Annotated in this window: 18 protein-coding genes; 4 read left to right on the top strand and 14 right to left on the bottom strand. The window is 69.7% G+C overall.

The annotated features are described in order from the left end of the window. Window positions 1-21 precede the first annotated feature (21 nt). The 5 genes from OG496_RS14660 to OG496_RS14680 form a co-directional block, all read right to left on the bottom strand. Window positions 22-642 (bottom strand): GTP-binding protein, encoded by a 621-nt coding sequence (locus OG496_RS14660; protein WP_399397294.1) that lies wholly within the window; start codon window positions 640-642, stop codon window positions 22-24. Next, window positions 623-1,027, bottom strand: coding sequence for a DUF742 domain-containing protein (locus OG496_RS14665; RefSeq protein ID WP_366495616.1), 405 nt, complete (start codon window positions 1,025-1,027; stop codon window positions 623-625). Before OG496_RS14665 ends, OG496_RS14660 begins: the two co-directional genes overlap by 20 nt. Continuing rightward, window positions 1,024-1,431, bottom strand: a complete 408-nt coding sequence (locus OG496_RS14670; RefSeq protein ID WP_019066134.1) for a roadblock/LC7 domain-containing protein — start codon at window positions 1,429-1,431, stop codon at window positions 1,024-1,026. The genes OG496_RS14665 and OG496_RS14670 overlap by 4 nt, the downstream gene beginning before the upstream one ends. Beyond that, on the bottom strand, window positions 1,428-3,014 hold the full coding sequence (locus tag OG496_RS14675; protein ID WP_366495617.1) for an ATP-binding protein: 1,587 nt from the start codon (window positions 3,012-3,014) through the stop codon (window positions 1,428-1,430). The genes OG496_RS14670 and OG496_RS14675 overlap by 4 nt, the downstream gene beginning before the upstream one ends. A gap of 319 nt (window positions 3,015-3,333) precedes the next feature. Continuing rightward, on the bottom strand, window positions 3,334-3,969 hold the full coding sequence (locus OG496_RS14680) for a TetR/AcrR family transcriptional regulator (protein WP_405971166.1): 636 nt from the start codon (window positions 3,967-3,969) through the stop codon (window positions 3,334-3,336). Between the two features lie 175 nt (window positions 3,970-4,144). Between OG496_RS14680 and OG496_RS14685 the strand changes: the two genes are divergently transcribed. From OG496_RS14685 to atzF, 4 genes are read left to right on the top strand one after another with little or no spacing between them, the layout of a single operon-like run. After that, on the top strand, window positions 4,145-4,969 hold the full coding sequence (locus tag OG496_RS14685; RefSeq protein WP_405971167.1) for an urea amidolyase associated protein UAAP1: 825 nt from the start codon (window positions 4,145-4,147) through the stop codon (window positions 4,967-4,969). Between the two features lie 20 nt (window positions 4,970-4,989). Further along, window positions 4,990-5,607, top strand: a complete 618-nt coding sequence (locus OG496_RS14690; RefSeq protein WP_405976627.1) for an urea amidolyase associated protein UAAP2 — start codon at window positions 4,990-4,992, stop codon at window positions 5,605-5,607. Further along, window positions 5,604-9,113 (top strand): 5-oxoprolinase/urea amidolyase family protein, encoded by a 3,510-nt coding sequence (locus OG496_RS14695; RefSeq protein WP_405971168.1) that lies wholly within the window; start codon window positions 5,604-5,606, stop codon window positions 9,111-9,113. Before OG496_RS14690 ends, OG496_RS14695 begins: the two co-directional genes overlap by 4 nt. A 31-nt stretch (window positions 9,114-9,144) precedes the next feature. After that, window positions 9,145-10,797, top strand: a complete 1,653-nt coding sequence (gene atzF, locus OG496_RS14700) for an allophanate hydrolase (RefSeq protein ID WP_405971169.1) — start codon at window positions 9,145-9,147, stop codon at window positions 10,795-10,797. 103 nt (window positions 10,798-10,900) lie between these two features. Here atzF and OG496_RS14705 read toward each other — a convergent pair whose 3' ends face one another. The 9 genes from OG496_RS14705 to OG496_RS14745 form a co-directional block, all read right to left on the bottom strand. Then, a complete protein-coding gene (locus tag OG496_RS14705) occupies window positions 10,901-13,765 on the bottom strand; it encodes a DEAD/DEAH box helicase (protein ID WP_405971170.1) in 2,865 nt (954 codons plus the stop codon). An 85-nt stretch (window positions 13,766-13,850) separates the two neighbouring features. Beyond that, entirely contained in the window at window positions 13,851-14,813 is a 963-nt protein-coding gene (tatC, locus tag OG496_RS14710; RefSeq protein ID WP_366495622.1) for a twin-arginine translocase subunit TatC, read from the bottom strand. Window positions 14,814-14,861: 48 nt separating this feature from the next. Further along, the gene (tatA, locus tag OG496_RS14715; RefSeq protein WP_033283742.1) at window positions 14,862-15,143 is read right to left on the bottom strand and encodes a Sec-independent protein translocase subunit TatA; all 282 of its coding nucleotides are present in this window, start codon (window positions 15,141-15,143) and stop codon (window positions 14,862-14,864) included. A gap of 259 nt (window positions 15,144-15,402) precedes the next feature. Beyond that, on the bottom strand, window positions 15,403-15,597 hold the full coding sequence (locus OG496_RS14720; protein ID WP_366495623.1) for a hypothetical protein: 195 nt from the start codon (window positions 15,595-15,597) through the stop codon (window positions 15,403-15,405). 19 nt (window positions 15,598-15,616) lie between these two features. Further along, window positions 15,617-15,931, bottom strand: a complete 315-nt coding sequence (locus tag OG496_RS14725) for a hypothetical protein (protein WP_366495669.1) — start codon at window positions 15,929-15,931, stop codon at window positions 15,617-15,619. Between the two features lie 11 nt (window positions 15,932-15,942). Further along, the gene (locus OG496_RS14730) at window positions 15,943-16,968 is read right to left on the bottom strand and encodes a WYL domain-containing protein (RefSeq protein ID WP_366495624.1); all 1,026 of its coding nucleotides are present in this window, start codon (window positions 16,966-16,968) and stop codon (window positions 15,943-15,945) included. Window positions 16,969-16,987: 19 nt separating this feature from the next. Further along, window positions 16,988-17,941 carry a helix-turn-helix transcriptional regulator gene (locus OG496_RS14735; RefSeq protein WP_384159645.1) on the bottom strand — a complete coding sequence of 318 codons (954 nt, stop codon included), beginning with the start codon at window positions 17,939-17,941 and terminating at the stop codon, window positions 16,988-16,990. 132 nt (window positions 17,942-18,073) lie between these two features. After that, window positions 18,074-18,445 (bottom strand): FKBP-type peptidyl-prolyl cis-trans isomerase, encoded by a 372-nt coding sequence (locus OG496_RS14740; RefSeq protein ID WP_328684380.1) that lies wholly within the window; start codon window positions 18,443-18,445, stop codon window positions 18,074-18,076. A 94-nt stretch (window positions 18,446-18,539) separates the two neighbouring features. After that, on the bottom strand, window positions 18,540-19,553 hold the full coding sequence (locus tag OG496_RS14745; protein ID WP_405971171.1) for an FKBP-type peptidyl-prolyl cis-trans isomerase: 1,014 nt from the start codon (window positions 19,551-19,553) through the stop codon (window positions 18,540-18,542). Window positions 19,554-19,594 lie beyond the last annotated feature (41 nt).

The following is a 19,594-nucleotide window of genomic DNA, read 5'->3' on the forward strand; positions in this document are numbered from 1 at the left end:
GTGTCGGGGGAGTTGGGCGGGTCAGGTCAGTGAGCCCGTCATCGCCAGGGAGTGCAGGAAGCGCATCAGGGTCATCAGGACGTCCCGGCTGGAGGCGCGGCGGCGCGCGTCGCACTCGATGATGGGGATGTCCGGGGACAGGTCGAGCGCCGTACGCAGGTCCTCGATGGGGTAATGCGGGCCGTCCGGGAAGGAGTTGACCGCGATCACGAACGGCACCCCGCGCTCCTCCAGCCGTCCTATGACGTCGAAGCTGACTTCGAGGCGCCGCGTGTCGATCAGCACCACCGCGCCGAGCGCGCCCTCGAACAGCCCGTTCCACAGGAACCAGAAGCGTTCCTGGCCGGGGGTGCCGAAGAGGTACAGCACCAGTTGGTCGGTGATGCTGATGCGGCCGAAGTCCATCGCGACGGTGGTGGCCGTCTTGGTGTCCGAGCCGTAGTTGTCGTCGACGCCGACGCCGGCCTGCGTCATGGTCTCCTCGGTGGTCAACGGCCTGATCTCGCTGACCGAACCGACCATGGTCGTCTTGCCGACCCCGAAGCCGCCGACGATCACGATCTTCACCGCGGCCTGGGCCGTGTGCGGGAGATGGTCCTCGGTCCGAGGGCCCGTGATGGTGTCAGAGCTTTTGAAGTCCATGCATCACCGCTTCGAGGAGGGAACGGTCGGGGAGCGCCTGGCGGACGATCGGGGCGCGCGCCTGCACCAGTTCGGCCGTCAGCAGCTCGGTGAGCAGGACGGTCACCACGCTGTACGGCAGGTTGAGATAGGCCGACAGCTCGGCCACGGACAGGGGGGCGATACAGAGCCCGAGCAGAGTCGCCTGCTCCGGAGTGGCCGACTGCGGCGCGTCGGAACGCGCCACGATCAGCGTGACCAGGTCGAGTTCGGCCCGGTCTCCGTCCTCGGCCGCGCCGGTGAGCACGTACAGCCGCTCCGGGATCTTTCCTTCGCCCTGCTTCTTGGCGGGCTCTGGCGGCGGTCCATCCTTCGGATGTCGCCGCTGGCGTTGCGGAGGAGTCATACGGTCTGCCCGTTGCGCCTCGGCGGGCTGGTGAGGTGGGCGCCGATTCTGACGACGAGGTCACGCATGCGGTTGCTCATCAGGCCGGGCTCGGCGACCACGTCGGACAGGACGGCCAGGTAGGCGTTGGCGCCGGCGGCCATCAGATAGAAGTAGCCGCCGTTGATCTCGATGATGACCATCTTCATCCGGCCGTCACTGCCCGGGATCTCGGAGGCGACGGCACCCGCCAGGCTCTGCAGTCCGGCACAGGCCGCGGCGACGCGGTCGGCCGCGTCGGGGTCGCCGCCGTAGCGGGCGATGCGCAGCCCGTCGGCGGACAGGACCACGATCTGCTGGATGCCGGGCACGCCGTCGGCGAGATCCTTGAGCATCCAGTCGAAGTTGGCTCGCTGCTGGATCACTTGAGGTCCCCCTCGTCGTCGGCCTCGACTCGGGCCGGCTCGGTCTTCTGGGTGAAAGCGGTCGGGTCCGGGTCACCCTTGAGGCCTTCCATGAACGCCTCGACCCACAGGCCCGGTTCGGGTTCGTCCTTCTTCTCCGGCTCCGGCTCGGGCGTGCCCCAGGCGGAGCGGGCCTCCCGTGCGGCGGCCTCGGCGCGCTCGGCGGCGGCCTGTTCGGCGTACCGCTGGGCGAGCGGGACCTTGACCCGGCTGCGGCGCTGCGGCAGGCCGCCCGCCGTCCACTCGGTGACCTCGGGAACCTCGTCCTCCATGCTCACCGAGGCCGGGATGCGCGGGCTCGTGGGACGGCGCCGCTTGATCGTGCGCTTGGGGCCGTCGACCGCGCCGAGTTCGGCCTTGGGCATGGCGGTGGCGCCGATGCCGTGGGCGAGTCCGGGCGCGGTGCCGGGGGTGAGCATCTCGCTGGGCACGATCAGGACGGCGCGGACGCCGCCGTAGGCCGAGGCGCGCAGCGAGATCTGCATGTTGTACGTCGCGCAGAGCCGGCCGACGACCTGGAGGCCCAGGCGCGGGCTCTCACCGAGGTCCTGGAGGTCGGTGCCGGCCTTGGCGCGCTCCAGCATGCCCTCGGCACGGGCCCGCGACTCCTCGCTGAGGCTGACGCCGCCGTCCTCGATCTCGATGGCGACACCGGTCTGCACCTCTACGGCGGTGACGTGCACCTTGGTCTGCGGGGGCGAGTAGCGCGTGGCGTTGTCGAGGAGTTCGGCCGCCGCGTGGATGACCGGCTCGACGGAGATGCCGCGGATGTTGACCTTGGCGATGGAGTGCAGCTCGATGCGGCGGTACTCCAGGATGCGGGACATGGCGCCGCGCAACACGCTGTACAGCGGCACCGGTTCGGGCCACTGGCGGCCCGGGCGGCCACCGCCGAGCACCGAGATGGAGTCGGCGAGACGGCCGATCAGGGCGGTGCCGTGGTCGATGCGCAGGAGGTCGTCGAAGACCTCGGGGTTACGGCCGTGGTCCTCCTCCATCTCCCGGAGTTCCTTGGCCTGTTGGTGGACGATGGCCTGCACGCGGCGGGCGATGCTGACGAAGGAACGCTGCGCGGAGTCACGCATGTTCTCCTCGCGCTGGACGATGTTGAGCACCGTCCTCAGCAAGTCGCGCTGCGGCTGGGGAAGTTGCCGCCAGTCGGGATCGGCGTCGACGACTTGCCGAATCACCTCTCCGGGGGATTCTCCGCTGCTGAGCCGGTAGAGCGTGGCAGGCAGGATCTCCTTGCCGAGCCGGAGCATCTCCGTGTTCTGGTCGGCGAGCCGCCGTTCCAGATACGCGGTGTGACGGTCGTGCTCGGCGCGGGCGTCCCGCAGGTTGCGGCCGCGGCGTACCGCTTCGGCCGCCGTCACGATCACCAGAAGGGTGGCGACGGCTCCGCACCAGCCGACGGCGATCCGCGCAGGCCCCGCCACCAGGGCGACGGCGGCCCCGGTCGCCGCGGCCATCACTATGGCAGGCGGCAACAGCACGCGCGCGTAGGGAAGTTCACGGCCACCGGGAGGCGATTGAACACTCACCATGTATGCCCTCTAAAGACAGGTCGGCTGGGGGGATCGGGGAAATCTGGGGGGATCTTCTGTATCTTTTGCATGTTTGGGAACAAGCGCACGAATACAGCCCAACTCGGTGCGCTGCGGGCGAGCTTAGTCCGACCGGATCACCGCTGTGTCATATTCAGCAAGCCCCTGAAAAGGGACACGGAAGGGGAGTACCCTCAGCCCATTTACACGCTGCGGCTTCAATCGCACACAGCGAGTCACGGCGTACGGACGTACGAAAATCACTCACCGTAATGAGTGAAGCCCCGATTCCGGCTAGCGCTCCGGCCGAGCCTCCGGCTCAGATTCCGGCGATGCGCAACGCCGCGTCGGCCGTCGCCTCCGCGAAGGCGGACACCGGCCGCTCGGGGTCGGAGCGGTGCACGAGGATGACACCCTCGATCAGCCCGAACACCAGATCCGTCCGCAGCTCCAACTCGCTCTTCGCGAGCGCGCCACCGGCGGCCGTCGCGGCGAGCAACTGCCGGTAGGCGTCCTTGAGTTCGGCGCGCACGGCATGGAAGCCGGCGAAGCGTTCGGCGCGCACTTCGGGCAGCAGATACAGCCCGCCGAGATTGTGCGAACCGCCGCACAGCAGCTCGACGTCGGTACGGCACAGCTCCCACAGCCTGCCCTCGGCCGGAGTCACGTCGTCCGCGAGGAGTTCCCGGGCGTACGTCAGCGAGGGCGTGACCGTGGACTCCAGGAGGTCCGCGAGCAGCTCCTCCTTGCCGGAGACATAGTGGTACATCGACGCCTGCCGCATACCCGCGCGCTCGGCAACGGCCCGGGTGGTGGTGGCCGCGTAGCCGCGGGTGGTGAACAACTCGGCGGCGGCGGAGAGGAGTTCGGCGCGCGGGGACAGTCCACTGTCCGGCCGCTGATCGGCCCGCGGCCTGCCGACCCGGCGGCCCCCCTGTGCACCTGTTGTCCCCATGCGTTCGATCCTCGCACACGGCCCCGGACCACGGACTCCCGGTGATCTTCGTGAGGGCTCGGTAACCGAGCGGCAACACCCGGGCAACCCCGGTGACCCGCACGCCTCCTAATTTCTGTCGAGCGACAGAAATACCGCACGACCAAGACGTCCCCACAGCCGGAGGTCCCCCGCGATGGCGACAGCGACCACTTACGGAGCCCGCGACCACGCCCGTGCCCAGGAGGGCAAGCGGGCCGAGGCGATGCCCGTCGTCCCGGCCGGCGACTGGCCGGCCCCGCCCTGCGAGGCGGGCCACCTGGTGTGGGCCGAGACCGTCGCGGGCGGCAACTACACCCACCGCGTCCTGGCCCGCGGCACCGAACTCCGCCTGACCGACCTGCGCGGCGACGCCTGCGCCCACCTGCTCCTGTACGCGGCCGACCGCCCGTGGGAACGCCTGAACGTCGCCGACACGGTCAAGGTCCAGTGGAACGCCTACCTCGGCGAGGGCCAGCTCCTCCTCTCCGACCAGGGCCGCGTCCTCGCCTCCCTCGTCGCCGACACCTCCGGCCACCACGACGCGCTGTGCGGCACCTCCACCCTGGTCCGCAACACCGAGCGCTACGGCGACGGCACCCCGCAGTCCGACTCCCCTGCCGGACGCGAGCTGTTCAAGCTCGCCGCCGCCAAGAACGGCCTGGAACCACGCGACTTGCCGCCCTCGCTCTCCTTCTTCCAGGGCGTCGAGGTCCGCGACGACGGGTCCCTCGACTTCACCGGCTCGACCGGCCCCGGCGGCAGCGTGACCCTGCGCGCCGAACAGGACGTGACCGTACTGATCGCGAACGTGCCGCATCCGGCCGACCCGCGCGACGACTACGTCAACACCCCGCTGGAGGTGCTCGCTTGGCGCGCCGAGGCCACCAAGCCGGGCGACCCGCTGTGGGAGGCGACCCCCGAGGGCCACCGCGCCTTCCTGAACACCACCGAATTCCTTGCCGCGAGGGGGCTCATATGAAGACCGAGGACGTACCGGCCATGAAGACGGTGGAAGTACCGGCCCGCGCCGCCTGGTCCGCCGTCGTACGGACGGGCGAGACCCTCACCATCACCGACCTGCACGGCAACCAGGCCGTCGACTTCCTCGTCTACGACGCCCACGACACGTCGGTCCGCTACAGCGCCCCCGACACGATCCACGCCCAGGGCAACCTCTTCCTGACCACGGGCAGCGTGCTGATGTCCAACGAGCACACCCCGCTGATGACCGTCACGGGCGACGAGGTCGGCCGGCACGACACGGTAGGCGGCGCCTGCTCCAAGGAGTCCAACACCCTGCGCTACGGCCACCACACGTGGTCGCAGCACGCGTGCGTGGACAACTTCCTTGCGGAGGGCGCCCGTTACGGCCTCGGCAAGCGCGACCTGGTCTCCAACATCAACTGGTACATGAACGTACCGGTCGAGAAGGACGGCACCCTCGGCATCGTCGACGGCCTCTCCGCGCCGGGCCTGAAACTGACCCTGCGCGCCGAACGCGACGTCCTGGTCCTGGTCTCCAACTGCCCCCAGATCAACAACCCTTGCAACGGCTTCGAGCCGACGGCCGTGGAGATGACGATCGTTGAGGCCGCCTCCCAAGGGGATGCCGCATGACCTTCGACACGCTGCTGATCGCCAACCGGGGCGAGATCGCCGTCCGCATCATCCGCACGGCTCGCGAACTCGGCCTGCGCACAGTCGCCGTGTACTCCGACGCCGACCGCTCGGCACCCCACGTACGGCTCGCCGACGAGGCGGTACGACTCGGCCCGGCACCCGCCAAAGAGTCGTACCTGGACGCCGACTTGGTGCTGAAAGCGGCCAAGGACACGGGCGCGGGCGCGATCCACCCGGGCTACGGCTTCCTCTCCGAGGACGCGGCCTTCGCCCGGCGCTGCGAGGACGCCGGCATCGTGTTCGTGGGCCCGACACCCACCCAACTGGAGCTGTTCGGTGCGAAGCACACAGCACGGGCGGCGGCCGAGGCGGCTGGAGTCCAACTAGCCCCCGGGACCGGCCTGTTGGCAGACCTGGACGAGGCGCTCACCCAAGCAGCCCTGATCGGCTACCCCGTCATGCTCAAGGCGACCGGCGGAGGCGGCGGCATCGGCATGTCGGCCTGCCACTCTCCCGCCGAACTCGCCGAGTCCTGGGAGCGGGTGCAACGCGTCGCCGCCGCCTCCTTCTCCTCGGCCGGCGTCTTCCTGGAACGCCTCGTCGAGCACGCCCGCCATGTCGAGGTACAGGTCTTCGGCGACGGCGACGGCAAGGTCGTCACCTTCGGCGACCGCGACTGCTCCCTCCAACGCCGCAACCAGAAGGTGGTGGAGGAGGCCCCGGCGCCAGGCCTCCCCGACCACATACGCACCCAACTGGCCACCTCCGCCCGCGACTTGTGCGCCTCGGTCGGCTACCGCTCCGCCGGCACCGTCGAGTTCGTCTACGACGCGACCCGCGAGGAGGCCTACTTCCTGGAGGTCAACACCCGCCTCCAGGTGGAACATCCGGTCACCGAGGAGATCTACGGCGTCGACCTCGTCGCCTGGATGCTACGGCTGGCCCAGAGCGAGACCGACGTCGTCCGCGAACCCGGCACCCCGCGCGGCCACGCCGTCGAGGCCCGCGTGTACGCCGAGGACCCGTCCCGCGAACACCGGCCCAGCGCGGGCCTGTTGACCCGGGTCGAGTTCCCGGACGGCGTACGCGTCGACGGCTGGGTGGAGACCGGCACCGAGGTGACGACGTCGTACGACCCGATGCTCGCGAAGGTCATCGCCTACGGCCCCGACCGCGCCCACGCGCTCCAACGACTCGACGAGGCACTGGCCCGCACCCGCGTGGACGGCATCGAGACGAACCTCGGCCTGGTCCAAGCGGCCCTGGCCGAACCGGACTTCAGAGCAGCCACCCACTCGACGGCAACCCTGGCCACCGTCACCGACGCCACCCCCCGCATCGAGATCGTCTCCGGCGGCACCCTCACCACGGTCCAGGACTGGCCAGGCCGCACCGGCTACTGGCAGGTCGGCGTACCCCCGTGCGGCCCGATGGACGACCTCTCCTTCCGTCTCGGCAACCGCGCGCTCGGCAACGATGAGGGCACCCCCGGCCTCGAATGCACCCTCCAGGGACCGACGTTGAGGTTCACCCACGCCACCACGGTGTGCGTGACGGGCGCCCCGGCACCGGTGACCATCGACGGCACCCCGGTCCCGCAGTGGGAGCCGGTGACGGTACCCGCGGGCGCTGTCCTGGAGATCGGCGCCCCGGCCCAACACGGCCTGCGCACCTACGTGTTGTTCGCGGGCGGCCTGGACGTGCCCGCGTTCCTCGGCAGCGCAAGCACCTTCACCCTGGGCCGCTTCGGCGGCCACGGCGGCCGGGCGCTGCGCACCGGCGACGTCCTGCACGGCGGCACGGTCACCGAGGGCACACCCGTACCCACCGCCGACCGCCCAGCCTTCGGTGCCGTATGGGAGGTAGCAGCGGTCGAAGGCCCGCACGCGGCACCGGAGTTCTTCACCGAGGACGACATCCACGACTTCTACGCCGCCGACTGGAAAGTCCACTTCAACTCGGCACGCACAGGCGTCCGCCTGGTCGGCCCGAAGCCCCGCTGGGCCCGCACCGACGGCGGCGAGGCGGGCCTGCACCCGTCCAACATCCACGACACCCCGTACTCGGTCGGCGCCGTCGACTACACGGGCGACATGCCTGTGCTCCTCGGCCCGGACGGCCCCTCGCTCGGCGGCTTCGTCTGCCCGGCGACGGTCATCAGCCAAGAGCGCTGGAAACTGGGCCAGTTCAGGCCCGGCGACACGGTCCGCTTCACCCCGGTGAACGTCGACGGCTCGCCCCGCCCCGCCATCGTGGACGGCGGCATCCTGGCCAGGGACGGAGACGTCACCTTCCGCCGCAGCGGCGACGACAACCTCCTCGTCGAATTCGGCCCCATGCAACTGGACTTGGCGCAGCGCATGCGAGTCCACGCCCTGATGGAGGCGGTGGCGGAGGCCGACTTCGAGGGCGTCACGGACCTCACCCCCGGCATCCGCTCCCTCCAGATCCAGACGGACCCGACCCGCCTCCCCCAATCCCAACTCCTCGCCTCCGTAAGGGAGATAGCGGCGTCCCTCCCGCCCACGGACCAACTGATCGTCCCCTCCCGCACGGTCCACCTCCCCCTCTCCTGGGACGACCCGGCGACCCGCGAGGCCATCGCCCGCTACATGGCCGGCGTCCGCGACGACGCCCCCTGGTGCCCCTGGAACATCGAGTTCATCCGCCGCGTCAACGGCCTGGACTCGGTACAGGACGTCTACGGCACGGTCTTCGACGCGGAGTACCTCGTACTGGGCCTGGGAGACGTCTACTTGGGCGCGCCCGTGGCAACCCCTCTGGACCCCCGCCACCGCCTGGTGACGACGAAGTACAACCCGGCCCGCACCTGGACCGCCGAGAACTCGGTCGGCATCGGCGGGGCATATCTCTGCATCTACGGCATGGAGGGCCCCGGCGGCTACCAGTTCGTGGGCCGTACGACCCAGGTGTGGTCGGGCTGGCAGCAGCGCGGCGCGTTCGAGCATGGCTCCCCCTGGCTCCTCCGCTTCTTCGACCGCATCAAGTGGTACCCGGTGGAACCGGACGAACTCCTCGAACTCCGGGCCGACATCACCTCCGGCCGCTTCGTCCCGCGCATCGAGGAGGGCACGTTCTCGCTCGCCGAGTACGAGGCGTTCCTCACTGAAAACGCCGAGTCCATCGCGGAGTTCAGGTCCCGCCAGCAGACCGCGTTCGGCGCGGAACGCGATGCTTGGGAGGCGGCGGGCGAGTTCACGCGGGCGGAGGCGGCGGCTGCCCCGGCACCACCGCAGGCCGAGGTCACGGTCCCGGCGGGCGGACGCCTGGTGGAAGCCGAATTCGCCGCGTCCGTCTGGCAGTTGAACGTGGAGCCGGGCGACGAGGTGACGGCGGGCCAACCTCTCCTGGCCCTGGAGGCGATGAAGATGGAGTCCAGGGTGCACGCGCCCATGGCAGGCGTCGTGATCGAGATCCTGGCCAGGCCCGGCGACCAGGTCGAGGCGGGCACGGCGTTGCTGGTCCTCGCCCCCGCAAGCTGAACCTCAAGCCGAACCGCAAGGAGCAGAAGAGATGTCGACCACCGTGTCCCGAGTCCGCGCCGCCTACGCCCGCATAGAGGCGGTGAACCGCCCAGAGATCTGGATCGACCTACGCCCGCAGACAGAGGTCGAGCAGGAGGCACAGGCAATCGACGAGCGAGTGACGGCGGGCGAGCAACTCCCCCTCGCAGGACGCCTATTCGCAGCCAAGGGCAACATTGACGTCCACGGCCTCCCGACCACGGCGGGCTGCCCGGCATACGCCTACGACCCAGAGACCGACGCTCCAGTGGTGGCCCGCCTCCGCGCGGCAGGCGCGATCGTGCTCGGCACCACGAACCTCGACCAGTTCGCCACGGGCCTGGTCGGCACCCGCTCCCCGTACGGCGCGGTCCGCAACGCCCACGACCCGGAGCGGATCAGCGGTGGCTCCAGCGCGGGTTCGGCCGTCGCCGTGGCCCTGGGCATCGTCGACTTCGCACTCGGCACCGACACGGCGGGCTCGGGCCGGGTCCCCGCCGCGTTCAACGGCATCGTCGGCCTGAAGCCCACCCGGGGCCTGGTCCCGACGACGGGCGTGGTCCCGGCCTGCGCCTCGATCGACTGCGTGACGGTCTTCGCCCGCACCCTCCCCGAGGCCGAACAGGCCCTGACCTTCATGACCTCCCCACCGGCCCGCGCCCTCCCGCCCCTCCCCCAGCGAGCACCGGGCCCCTGGCGCATAGCGGTCCCCCCACGGGACCAGCTGGGCGAACTGGACGAGGGCTGGGCGGAGGCCTACGAGAAGGCGGTAACCCGCCTGTCCGACGCGGGCGCCGAGATCCGCCCCCTGGACCTCACCCCGTTCACGGAAGCGGCGGCGATGCTCTACGAGGGAGCGTTCGTGGCGGAGCGCTATACGGCGGTAGGAGCATTTGTCGACAAGGCGATCGCATCCGGCACCGAGGGCCTGGACCCCACAGTCACGGGCATCATCACCCGGGCCCGAGACATCCCGGCCCACCAGCTGTACGCGGACGAGGAACGCCTGGCCGCTCTCCGCACCCGAGCCCTCGCCGAACTGGCAGACGCGGATGCCCTGTTGCTCCCGACGACCCCGGGCCACCCCACTCTGACCGAGGTAGCGGCCAACCCCCTGGGCGCCAACGCCCGCCTGGGCCGCTTCACCAACTCCACCAACCTCTTCGACCTGGCAGCGGTGGCAGTCCCGTCCGGCGAGGTAAGCGGATTGCCCTTCGGCGTGATGCTGATCGGCCCGGCGTTCACGGACGACCGCCTGACGCAGATCGCCCGCGACCTCAACCCAACGATCCAACTGGCAGTGGTGGGCGCCCACTTGACGGGCCAGCCCCTGAACCCACAACTCCTGTCCCTGGGCGCCCGCTTGGACCGCACGACCACAACGGCCCCGGTCTACCGCCTACACGCCCTGACAACAACTCCGCCCAAGCCGGGCTTGGTTCATGTCGGCGAGGGCGGAGCAGCGATAGAGACGGAGATATGGCGCCTACCGGCAGAGGGCGTGGGCAAACTGCTGGCCACGCTCCCCCGCCCGATGACCCTGGGCACCGTAGAACTGGCAGACGGCACAAGCGCCCCAGGCTTCCTCTGCGAACCGGCAGCGCTGGAAAACGCAGAGGACATAACAACCTACGGCGGCTGGCGAAACTACGTGGGCTCTTAAGGAGCGCAAGGCCACCCCCCTAGGGGCGCGGGGCTGTGTCGATATGCGGCTCCGCCGCGGGGGCGCAACCAGCCACAGCGAACCCGCACCCGCCCCCAGACCGCTACCCCACAGACGAGTAGGCCACAACCCCCCGCAGCAACAGCTCAACAGCCTTCCGCGCATTCTTCGCCACGGTGGACGACGCCTCGCCCCCAGTAACCGGCGCCGCGGCAGAAATCTGCCCCAGCACATCGATCACCTGCTTGCACCACCGAACAAAGTCCCCGGCCGGCATCTCCACCTCCCGAAGGACCTCGTCCAGCCCCTTCCCACTGGCCCACATGTACGCGGCCCAGGCGAACCCGAGATCAGGCTCCCGCTGCCCGACCCCCTCGGTCTGAGTGATCCGGAAGTCCTCCTCAAGGGCGTCAAGCCGCCCCCAGATCCGCACCATCTCCCCGAGCGCGGCCTTGGCGGCACCCGACGGCACCTTGGGAACCGTGGCGTCGTCACTGACCCGCGCCTCGAACACCAACGCCGAGACACACGCGGCGAGTTCGGCAGGAGAAAGCCCCTCCCAGACCCCCTCGCGCAGACACTCACTGGCGAGCAGATCGAGCTCGCCGTACAGCCGGGCCAGCCGCTTGCCGTGCTCGGTGACCTCGTTGCCCCGCAGATAGTCCAGGTCGGTCAGCAACGCGACGATCCGGTCGAAGGTCCGGGCGATCGTGTTGGTCCGCCCCTCGATCCGCCGCTCCAACTGCGTCGTGTCCCGCTGCAGCCGGTGATACCGCTCGGCCCAACGGGCGTGGTCCTCACGGTCGTTGCACCCATGACACGGATGCGCCCGGATCGCCGTACGCAACTGGGCGATCTCCCGGTCGTCCGCGGCCTGCGAGCGCTGCTTGCGGGCCCGCTCCGGCGGGATGTGCCCGGCCTTGGTGCGCAGCGCGGACGCCAGGTCCCGACGGGACTGCGGGGAACGGGGGTTGAAGGACTTCGGGATCCGCATCCGGTCCAACGCCTCGACGGGGACAGGGAAGTCAATCGACGCGAGCCGCTTGACCTGCCGTTCGACGGTCAGGACCAGGGGACGCGGACCGTCATGCTGCTCGAAGCCGCGATGGCCGTTGGACCGCCCGGCGGGCAGTCCCGGTTCCAACACCAGTGCCAGACCGGCGTACTTGCCGGTCGGGACGTGGATGATGTCTCCCGGCTTGAGCTTCTCCAGCGCCACGGCGGACTCGGCACGCCGTAGCGCCACGCCCTGGCGGGCCAGCTCGGTCTCGCGGTCCTTGAGCTCGCGGCGCAGCCGCATGTAGTCGTCGAAGTCGCCCAAGTGGCAGGTCATGGAGTCCTTGTAGCCCTCCAGGCCCTCCTCGTTGCGCTGCACCTGCCGCGAGATCCCGACGACCGACCTGTCCGCCTGGAACTGCGCGAAGGACGTCTCCAGCAGCTCCCGCGACCGGTGCCGCCCGAACTGCTCGACGAGGTTGACCGCCATGTTGTACGACGGCTTGAAGCTGGAGCGCAGCGGGTACGTGCGCGTGCCGGCCAGTCCCGCGAGGTGCTCGGGGCTGATCCCGCGCTGCCACAGCACGACGGCGTGGCCCTCGACGTCGATGCCGCGGCGGCCGGCCCGGCCGGTCAGCTGGGTGTACTCGCCGGGGGTGATGTCGGCGTGCTGCTCGCCGTTCCACTTGACGAGCTTCTCCAACACCACCGAGCGTGCGGGCATGTTGATGCCGAGCGCCAGGGTCTCCGTGGCGAACACGGCCTTCACGAGCCCGCGCAGGAACAGCTCCTCCACGACCTCCTTGAACGTCGGCAGCATGCCCGCGTGGTGGGCCGCGATGCCGCGCTCCAGGCCTTCCAGCCACTCGTAGTACCCGAGGACATGCAGGTCCTCGTTCGGAATGGACGCCGTGCGCTCCTCGACGAGCGCACGCACCCTCTCCCGCGCCTCGTCGTCGTTGAGCCGCAGCCCGGCGTACAGACACTGCTGTACGGCGGCCTCGCAGGCGGCGCGGCTGAAGATGAACGTGATGGCGGGCAGCAGGTCTTCGTTGTCCAGCCGCTCGATGACCTCGGGGCGTCCCGGTGTCCACACCCGCGAACGCGATCTGCGCTCCCGCTCCCGGTCGGCCTCGCGCATGGCACGGCCGCGCTTGCGGTCCTGGTACGAGGGGCGCTGGGCCTCCATGCGGGCCAGGCGGGTGAGGTCGGGGTTGACGGCCTTCTTGTTGCCCTCGCCCTCCTCGAAGAGGTCGTACATCCGCCGTCCGGCGAGCACGTGCTGGAACAGCGGCACGGGCCGGTGCTCGGAGACGATCACCTCGGTGTGACCGCGGACGGTGTCGAGCCAGTCGCCGAACTCCTCGGCGTTCGACACGGTCGCCGACAGGGAGACCAGGGTCACCGACTCGGGGAGGTGAATGATCACCTCTTCCCATACGGCGCCGCGGAAGCGGTCGGAGAGGTAGTGCACCTCGTCCATGACCACGTAGCCGAGGCCGAGGAGGGTCTGCGAACCCGCGTACAGCATGTTGCGCAGCACCTCGGTGGTCATGACGACCACCGGGGCTTCGGAGTTGACGCTGTTGTCGCCGGTGAGCAGGCCGACCTTGTCCGCGCCGTAACGGCGGCACAGGTCGGCGTACTTCTGGTTCGACAGGGCCTTGATGGGGGTCGTGTAGAAGCACTTCTTGCCCTGCTGGAGGGCGAGGTGGACGGCGAACTCGCCGACGATCGTCTTGCCGGAGCCGGTGGGCGCCGCGACCAGCACGCCCTTCCCCGCTTCGAGCGCCTTACATGCCTCGATCTGGAAGGGGTCGAGACCGAAGTCGTACATCTCGCGGAAGTCCGCGAGCGCGGTGGCCTGCTCGGCTGCCCGCAGGCGGGCTGCCGCGTACCGCTCGGCCGGGGAGAGGTCCTCTGTCATCGTGCTTTCGAGCGTACCGGGCGCCACTGACAACAGGACGATCATTATCCGTTCCCACGGGTCCTCCACACACGGAGACCGGCCGCCCGCGCTGCGGGAACGGCCGGTCCAGGTGGAGATCCGGAGGTGATCAGGTCACGTCGTCATAGCCGTTGACCCGGTCGGAACCCGTGCCGCTCGCCTGCTCGGGCAGGGCTGCCCGGCCGGCCGAGACGGTCTCGACGTCGCCGATGTCCTCGGGGGTGAGGTCCAGGTCCGAGGCCTCGTCGTCGTCCGGTCCCTCCGCATCGCGGCGGCGCTTGCGCCGGTCGTTGAGCAGGGAGAAGACGACAGCGGCGAAGTACAGCACCCAGATCGGCCCGGCCAGCGCCAGCATGGTCAGCGGGTCGGTGCTGGGGGTGGCGACGGCCGCGAAGACCGTGATGCCCAGGATCATGGCGCGCCACCAGCCGAGCATCCGCTGGCCCGTCAGCGCGCCCGTGAGGTTGAGCATGATCAGCAGCAGCGGCAGCTCGAAGGAGAGGCCGAAGACCAGCACCATGCGCGTGACCAGGTCGAGCAGGTCGTCGAGCGGGAGCAGATTGTTGACGTCCTTGGGCGTGAAGCCGATCAGGACCTGCGCCGTGGTGGGCAGCACCCGGTAGGCGAAGTAGGCGCCGCCGAGGAACAGCGGGACGCCGGTGCCCACGAAGGAGAGCGCGTACTTCTTCTCGTTCTTGTGCAGGCCGGGGGCGACGAAGCCCCACAGCTGGTACAGCCAGACCGGGGAGGCCAGTACGACACCGGCCATCAGGGACACCTTCAACGCCAGTGTGAACGGCGTCAGCAGACCGTTGATCGTGATCTGCGCACACGGCTGGGACGTCTTGGACGCCCTCGACAGCTCCTCGAAGTTCTGGGAGCAACCGACCGAGTGCAACACCGGCTTGGTGATGATGTTCACGATGTCGTTGTAGAAGAAGGCGGCCACGCAGGTCACCACGATGATGGCGAGCATCGCCTTCGCGAGCCGGTTGCGCAGCTCGCGCAGATGGTCCGCGAGGGGCATCCGCCCCTCGGGGTCCTTCTCCTTCGTGCGGGCAGACTTAGGCAACCCACGTCCTCATCTCGTGCGGCAGGCCGAGGGGGTCCCGGCCCTGCGTCAGCGCTTGGTCGTGTCCGACGGCTCGGTGACGGGACGCGCACTGGTCACGTCGCCGGGGGCCGCCTGGATGGTGCGCTGCACGGACTCGTCGGTGTTCGGCGGGCCGGCGGGGGTGGGCGTGGTGTTGCCCTCTTCCTTCATCGCCTTGGCTTCGCTCTTGAGGATGCGGGCGGACTTGCCGAGCGAGCGGGCCATGTCCGGAAGCTTCTTCGCGCCGAACAGGAGCACGATGACGACGAGGATGAGAATGATCTCGGGTGCTCCGAGCCTTCCGAACATAAGTCTTTACCTTCTCACCGAGGCGGCTGGGGTGGGGTGCTGTCCGATCGGTCGGACATCTGTCCGACCTTCGTGCTGCCAGCGATCGTAACGCTCAGGGGTAAACGTGAGGCAATCCCCGTGCGTACTCCCGGTCCGCGCTCCGGGCCTCGTTATCCGGACCGCGATCAGCAGCGTACCCGCCTCCACCGACAACGTGACAGGGCAAAGTGACCCGAAGCGCATGAGGCGCGCAACTCACACCCCGCCCATATGTGACTCACAGTGCGTCGACGGAACGCGCCGTCGACACCGCCGCGCGCTCCAGGTCCTCGGCCGCCCTGTTGATGCGGTGCGCGGCGTCCGTGACCTGGAGTCCGAGCCGCCGCGCCTCCAGGAAGACCCGGACGGCGAGCACGCCGAGCACGGCGAGACCCAGGAAACCCACAGCTACCGCGACCATCGCCCAGAACATGGGGCGAGCCTAGACCCTGCTACCCGACGGAGGTCAGCCGCAGGGTCCTGACCCCGCCGCCGGTGAGCAGTTCGACGATCCGCTCGCCCGCGGGCTTGCGTACGGCCGCGCCGCAGTCGGGGCAGGTGAAGGAGTAGAAGGTGGTGCGGCTGGTGGCGCCGATGGCGAGGCGCAGGGCGCTCGCCGCCAGTTCGAAGTTGCTCCGGCAGTCCGGGCAGCCCGCTCTGAACATCACGGGGACCACGCTCTTCATCCCGGCGAACGCGGCGGCCACCGTCATCTCCGGACCACCCGGGACACCCTGAGCACCCAAGGCGCCGGGGACACCCGTCATCGTCGACTCGCTCACAGCCCCTGCTCCTGCCTCTCGTCAACACCGTGCACTGCGTCAACAACACCCTGCGGGCCGTCGTACGCCGCCAGCGCCTCGCGTGCGGCCCGGCGGGCACTGTCGGCGAGGTCGCTCGGGGAGACGATCCGGCCGTCGCGCCCGAGCCGCAGGGCCAGGCGTCTCAGGGACGTCGGGTCGGGGGTGCGCAAGGTAATACGCAGCCCGCCGTCGGGAAGCTCATCGGCACTGTCGTGCGGGTAGTACTCGGCGACCCAGCGCCCGCCCGGACCGACCTCGACGACGACCTCGGGGTCCTCGGCGGCGGGCTGCACCAACGCCTCGGACAGGTCCCGCAGTTCGATCTCGGGCGGTGCGGACGGCTCGTCGAGGATCTTGATCTCGGCGACCCGGTCGAGGCGGAAGGTGCGGCGCGCCTCGGAGCGGCGGCACCAGGCCTCCACGTACGTGTGCCCGACGCTGACCAGCCGGATGGGGTCGATCTCGCGCTCGCTCAGCTCGTCGCGCGCCGGCGAGTAGTAGCGGATCCACAGGCGGCGCCGCTCCGAGATCGCGCGGTCGACGTCCGCGAAGACCCCGCCCTCGGACTCGAAGGTCACCGACAGCCGTGCGCTGGCCCCGGCCGCCTCACCGGCCGCCGCCTCCACCTTGGCGTTGGCCCGCAGCAGCGCCTGCCGGTCGCTCTCGCGCAGACCCGGGAGGGTCGATACGGCGCGGGCGGCGACCAGGAGCGCGGTCGCCTCGTCGGCGGCGAGCCGCAGCGGTTCGGCGACGTCGTCCGGGTTGTGCCACCAGATGCGGTCGCCGTCGGTGTCGATGTCGAGCAGGTCGCCGCCGCGGAAGCTGGTCCCGCACATGGGCAGCACGTCGAGGTCGGAGACCAGCTCGTCCTCGGTGATCCCGAAGGCACGGGCGACGTCTTCGACGCGTGCTCCGGGGCGCTCCTTCAGATAGGTCACCAGGGAGAGCATCCGCCGGGTCTGGTCGATGGCGTTGACGGGCCTGACCGGTTTGCCTGCCACAGTTCTCTTCCGCTCCCCCTCAGCCCTTGGCCACGGCGCGCAGCCGGTCCACCACGTCGGCCCGCAGCTCGGCGGGCTCCAGGACGACCACGTCGGGCCCGAACTCCACCAGCCAGGCGTCCAGCCCGTGGCCGTACGGAACCTCCAACTCGTCCCAGCCGTCCCCGAGTTCCCGCACCGCCGCGGCTTTCGCCCGCAAGGGGTAACCGGAGCCCGTGCGCAGCCGGATCAGCGCGGAGCGGTCGGCGGTCTCCCCCGCCCAGCTGGCGACGGTCTCGCGCACGGTGACGACGTCGGGGATGTCGGCGGTGAACCGCCCGTTGCGGGAGCGCACCTTGCCGGTGATCCGGGAGAGCCGGAAGACGCGCTCAGCACTCCGGTCCCGGTCCCAGCCGGCGAGGTACCAGTGGCCGCGCCAGCACTCCAGCGCCCACGGCTCGACGTTGCGGGGTTCGGGGCGGGCGGCGGTGGCCTTGCGGTAGTCGAAGACGACGGGCCGACGGTCGCGGCAGGCCAGCATCAGCGGCTCGAACGACGCCTCGTGCACCGGGATGCGCGGTTCCAGGGCGCCGTGCGGCTCGTACGGGTCGAGGTCCTCGGGCATCCCGGCCGCGCGCAGCTTCTGCAGCGCGCCGCTCGCGGCGCCGGCGAGCCTGGCCTGCTGCCACACCTTGGCGGCGAGACCGAGAGCGGCGGCCTCCTCGGCGTCGAGGGTGATGGGCGGGAGGCGGTTGCTGTCGCGGCGGGCGAGATAGCCGACCTCGCCGTCCAGGTTCTCCACCGTCTCGATGACGAGGCCGAGTTCGCGCAGATCGTCCTTGTCACGCTCGAACATCCGGTTGAAGGAGTCGTCGCTGCCCGCTTCGAGATAGGCCTCGATGGACTCGCGCAGCTCACGCTTGCTGAGCGGCCGCCGTGTCCCGAGCAGACACAGCGCGAGGTTCATCAGCCGCTCGGCCTTGGCAATGGCCATCGACGCCCTTCGCCTCCCTGTATGTGCTTACGAACGATGACCGTACCGCCCCGCGCAGGCCTGGCAAAAGCCGAGGGCCCATGCCCTCGCAGGCATGGGCCCCAGGTGATCGGGTCCGGTCGGAACCGGTGATCAGACGGCGATGAGGTCGACCACGAAGATCAGGGTCTCGCCCGGCTTGATCGCCGGGGTCGGGCTCTGGTTGCCGTAGGCGAGGTGCGCCGGGATGGTCAGCCGGCGGCGGCCGCCGACCTTCATGCCCTGCACGCCCTTGTCCCAGCCCTTGATGACACGGCCGCCACCGAGCGGGAACTTGAACGGGGTACCGCGGTTCCAGCTGGCGTCGAACTCCTCGCCGGTGCTGAAGGCCACGCCCACGTAGTGGACGGTGACGTTCTGGCCCGCCACCGCGATCTCGCCGTCACCCTCCCAGAGATCCTTGATCTCCAGGTCGGCCGGGGCTTCGCCCTCCGGGAAGTCGATCTCGGGCTTCTCGATGCTCACGTCTCTGGCTCCTGCTATGTGTACGACAAGACAACTCGGACAGTCTCGCATCCCGGCCGGTGTCGCGCTCCGGCCAGGCCGATTCCCGCAGGGGTCACATGGCCGCCAGGATGTCCACGGAGAACACGAGGGTGTCGCCCTTCTTGATGGCGCCGCCGCTCGGCGGGGTGTTCCCGTAGGCCAGGTCCGCGGGCGCGACGATCATGATGCGGCTGCCGACCTTCTTGCCGGTGATGCCCTGGGCCAGGCCCTTGACGACCGACTCCATGTCCTTGATCGCGAACTGGCTCAACCGCCCCTGGGAGTACGTCGATTCGAACTCCTTGCCGGTGGACCAGACGACACCCTTGAACTGGCAGAGGATCGACTGGGCCTCCTTGACGACGGCACCGTCGCTCTCCAGGACGTAGTTCGACACCAGCTTCTTCGGCGGGTCCGCCTTGGGGACGGTGACCGAGGGGGCCTTGCCGTCGGTGTTCGTGCCGACCTTGGGCAGATCGGCGTCGGACTGCGCGACGGTCGAACCCTTGGCGGAGCTCTTGGCGTTGAAGGAGTCCTGGATGTCGATCACGAAGACCAGCGTGTCGGTGCCCTTGATGCCGGCCTGCGGGCTGCCCGCCGTGCCGTATCCCCAGGTCGGCGGGATCGCCATCTCGACGCGGCTGCCGACCTTCCTGCCCGCCAGGCCGTAGCGCCAGCCGTCGATGATGCCGCCCTGGGCGAGCTGGATGACCAACGAGGTCTTGCGGTCGTAGGAGTTGTCGAAGACCTTCGCCGTCGACCAGATCTGGCCGAGGTAGTTGACCTTGACGAAGTCGCCTTCCGCCACGGCCTTGCCGCCGCCCGCGATCACCGTCTTCACCGCGAGGTCCTTCGACGGATCGCCGCTGCCCTTGGCGACGGTCGGCTTCTCGTCGAACTTCGTGCCCGCGGTGATCGCCGGCAGCGGACCGTCCACGAGCTTCGGCGGCGGCACGGTCGAGGCCGAGGAGGACGGCGAGGGCGACGGCGACGCACTGGCCTTGCTGGAGGAGGAATCGCTGTCACCGCACCCCGCGAGCGTCACAAGTCCTGCGGGAACAGCGATGAGTACGGAGCGTCGGCGCACGGTGAAGGCCTCGTATCGGTCGATCTTGTTGATGGCGTGCG

The sequence above is a fragment of the Streptomyces sp. NBC_00988 genome, assembly GCF_045162645.1.
GTDB lineage: Bacteria > Actinomycetota > Actinomycetes > Streptomycetales > Streptomycetaceae > Streptomyces.

What these genes read in the sequence shown, in the direction of transcription:
- OG496_RS14660 (WP_399397294.1), bottom strand. Translation starts at nt 642, where the DNA reads ATGGACTTCAAAAGCTCTGACACCATCACGGGCCCTCGGACCGAGGAC.
- OG496_RS14665 (WP_366495616.1), bottom strand. Translation starts at nt 1,027, where the DNA reads ATGACTCCTCCGCAACGCCAGCGGCGACATCCGAAGGATGGACCGCCG.
- OG496_RS14675 (WP_366495617.1), bottom strand. Translation starts at nt 3,014, where the DNA reads ATGGTGAGTGTTCAATCGCCTCCCGGTGGCCGTGAACTTCCCTACGCG.
- OG496_RS14680 (WP_405971166.1), bottom strand. Translation starts at nt 3,969, where the DNA reads ATGGGGACAACAGGTGCACAGGGGGGCCGCCGGGTCGGCAGGCCGCGG.
- OG496_RS14685 (WP_405971167.1), top strand. Translation starts at nt 4,145, where the DNA reads ATGGCGACAGCGACCACTTACGGAGCCCGCGACCACGCCCGTGCCCAG.
- OG496_RS14690 (WP_405976627.1), top strand. Translation starts at nt 4,990, where the DNA reads ATGAAGACGGTGGAAGTACCGGCCCGCGCCGCCTGGTCCGCCGTCGTA.
- OG496_RS14695 (WP_405971168.1), top strand. Translation starts at nt 5,604, where the DNA reads ATGACCTTCGACACGCTGCTGATCGCCAACCGGGGCGAGATCGCCGTC.
- atzF (WP_405971169.1), top strand. Translation starts at nt 9,145, where the DNA reads ATGTCGACCACCGTGTCCCGAGTCCGCGCCGCCTACGCCCGCATAGAG.
- OG496_RS14705 (WP_405971170.1), bottom strand. Translation starts at nt 13,765, where the DNA reads ATGATCGTCCTGTTGTCAGTGGCGCCCGGTACGCTCGAAAGCACGATG.
- tatA (WP_033283742.1), bottom strand. Translation starts at nt 15,143, where the DNA reads ATGTTCGGAAGGCTCGGAGCACCCGAGATCATTCTCATCCTCGTCGTC.
- OG496_RS14720 (WP_366495623.1), bottom strand. Translation starts at nt 15,597, where the DNA reads ATGTTCTGGGCGATGGTCGCGGTAGCTGTGGGTTTCCTGGGTCTCGCC.
- OG496_RS14725 (WP_366495669.1), bottom strand. Translation starts at nt 15,931, where the DNA reads ATGACGGGTGTCCCCGGCGCCTTGGGTGCTCAGGGTGTCCCGGGTGGT.
- OG496_RS14735 (WP_384159645.1), bottom strand. Translation starts at nt 17,941, where the DNA reads ATGGCCATTGCCAAGGCCGAGCGGCTGATGAACCTCGCGCTGTGTCTG.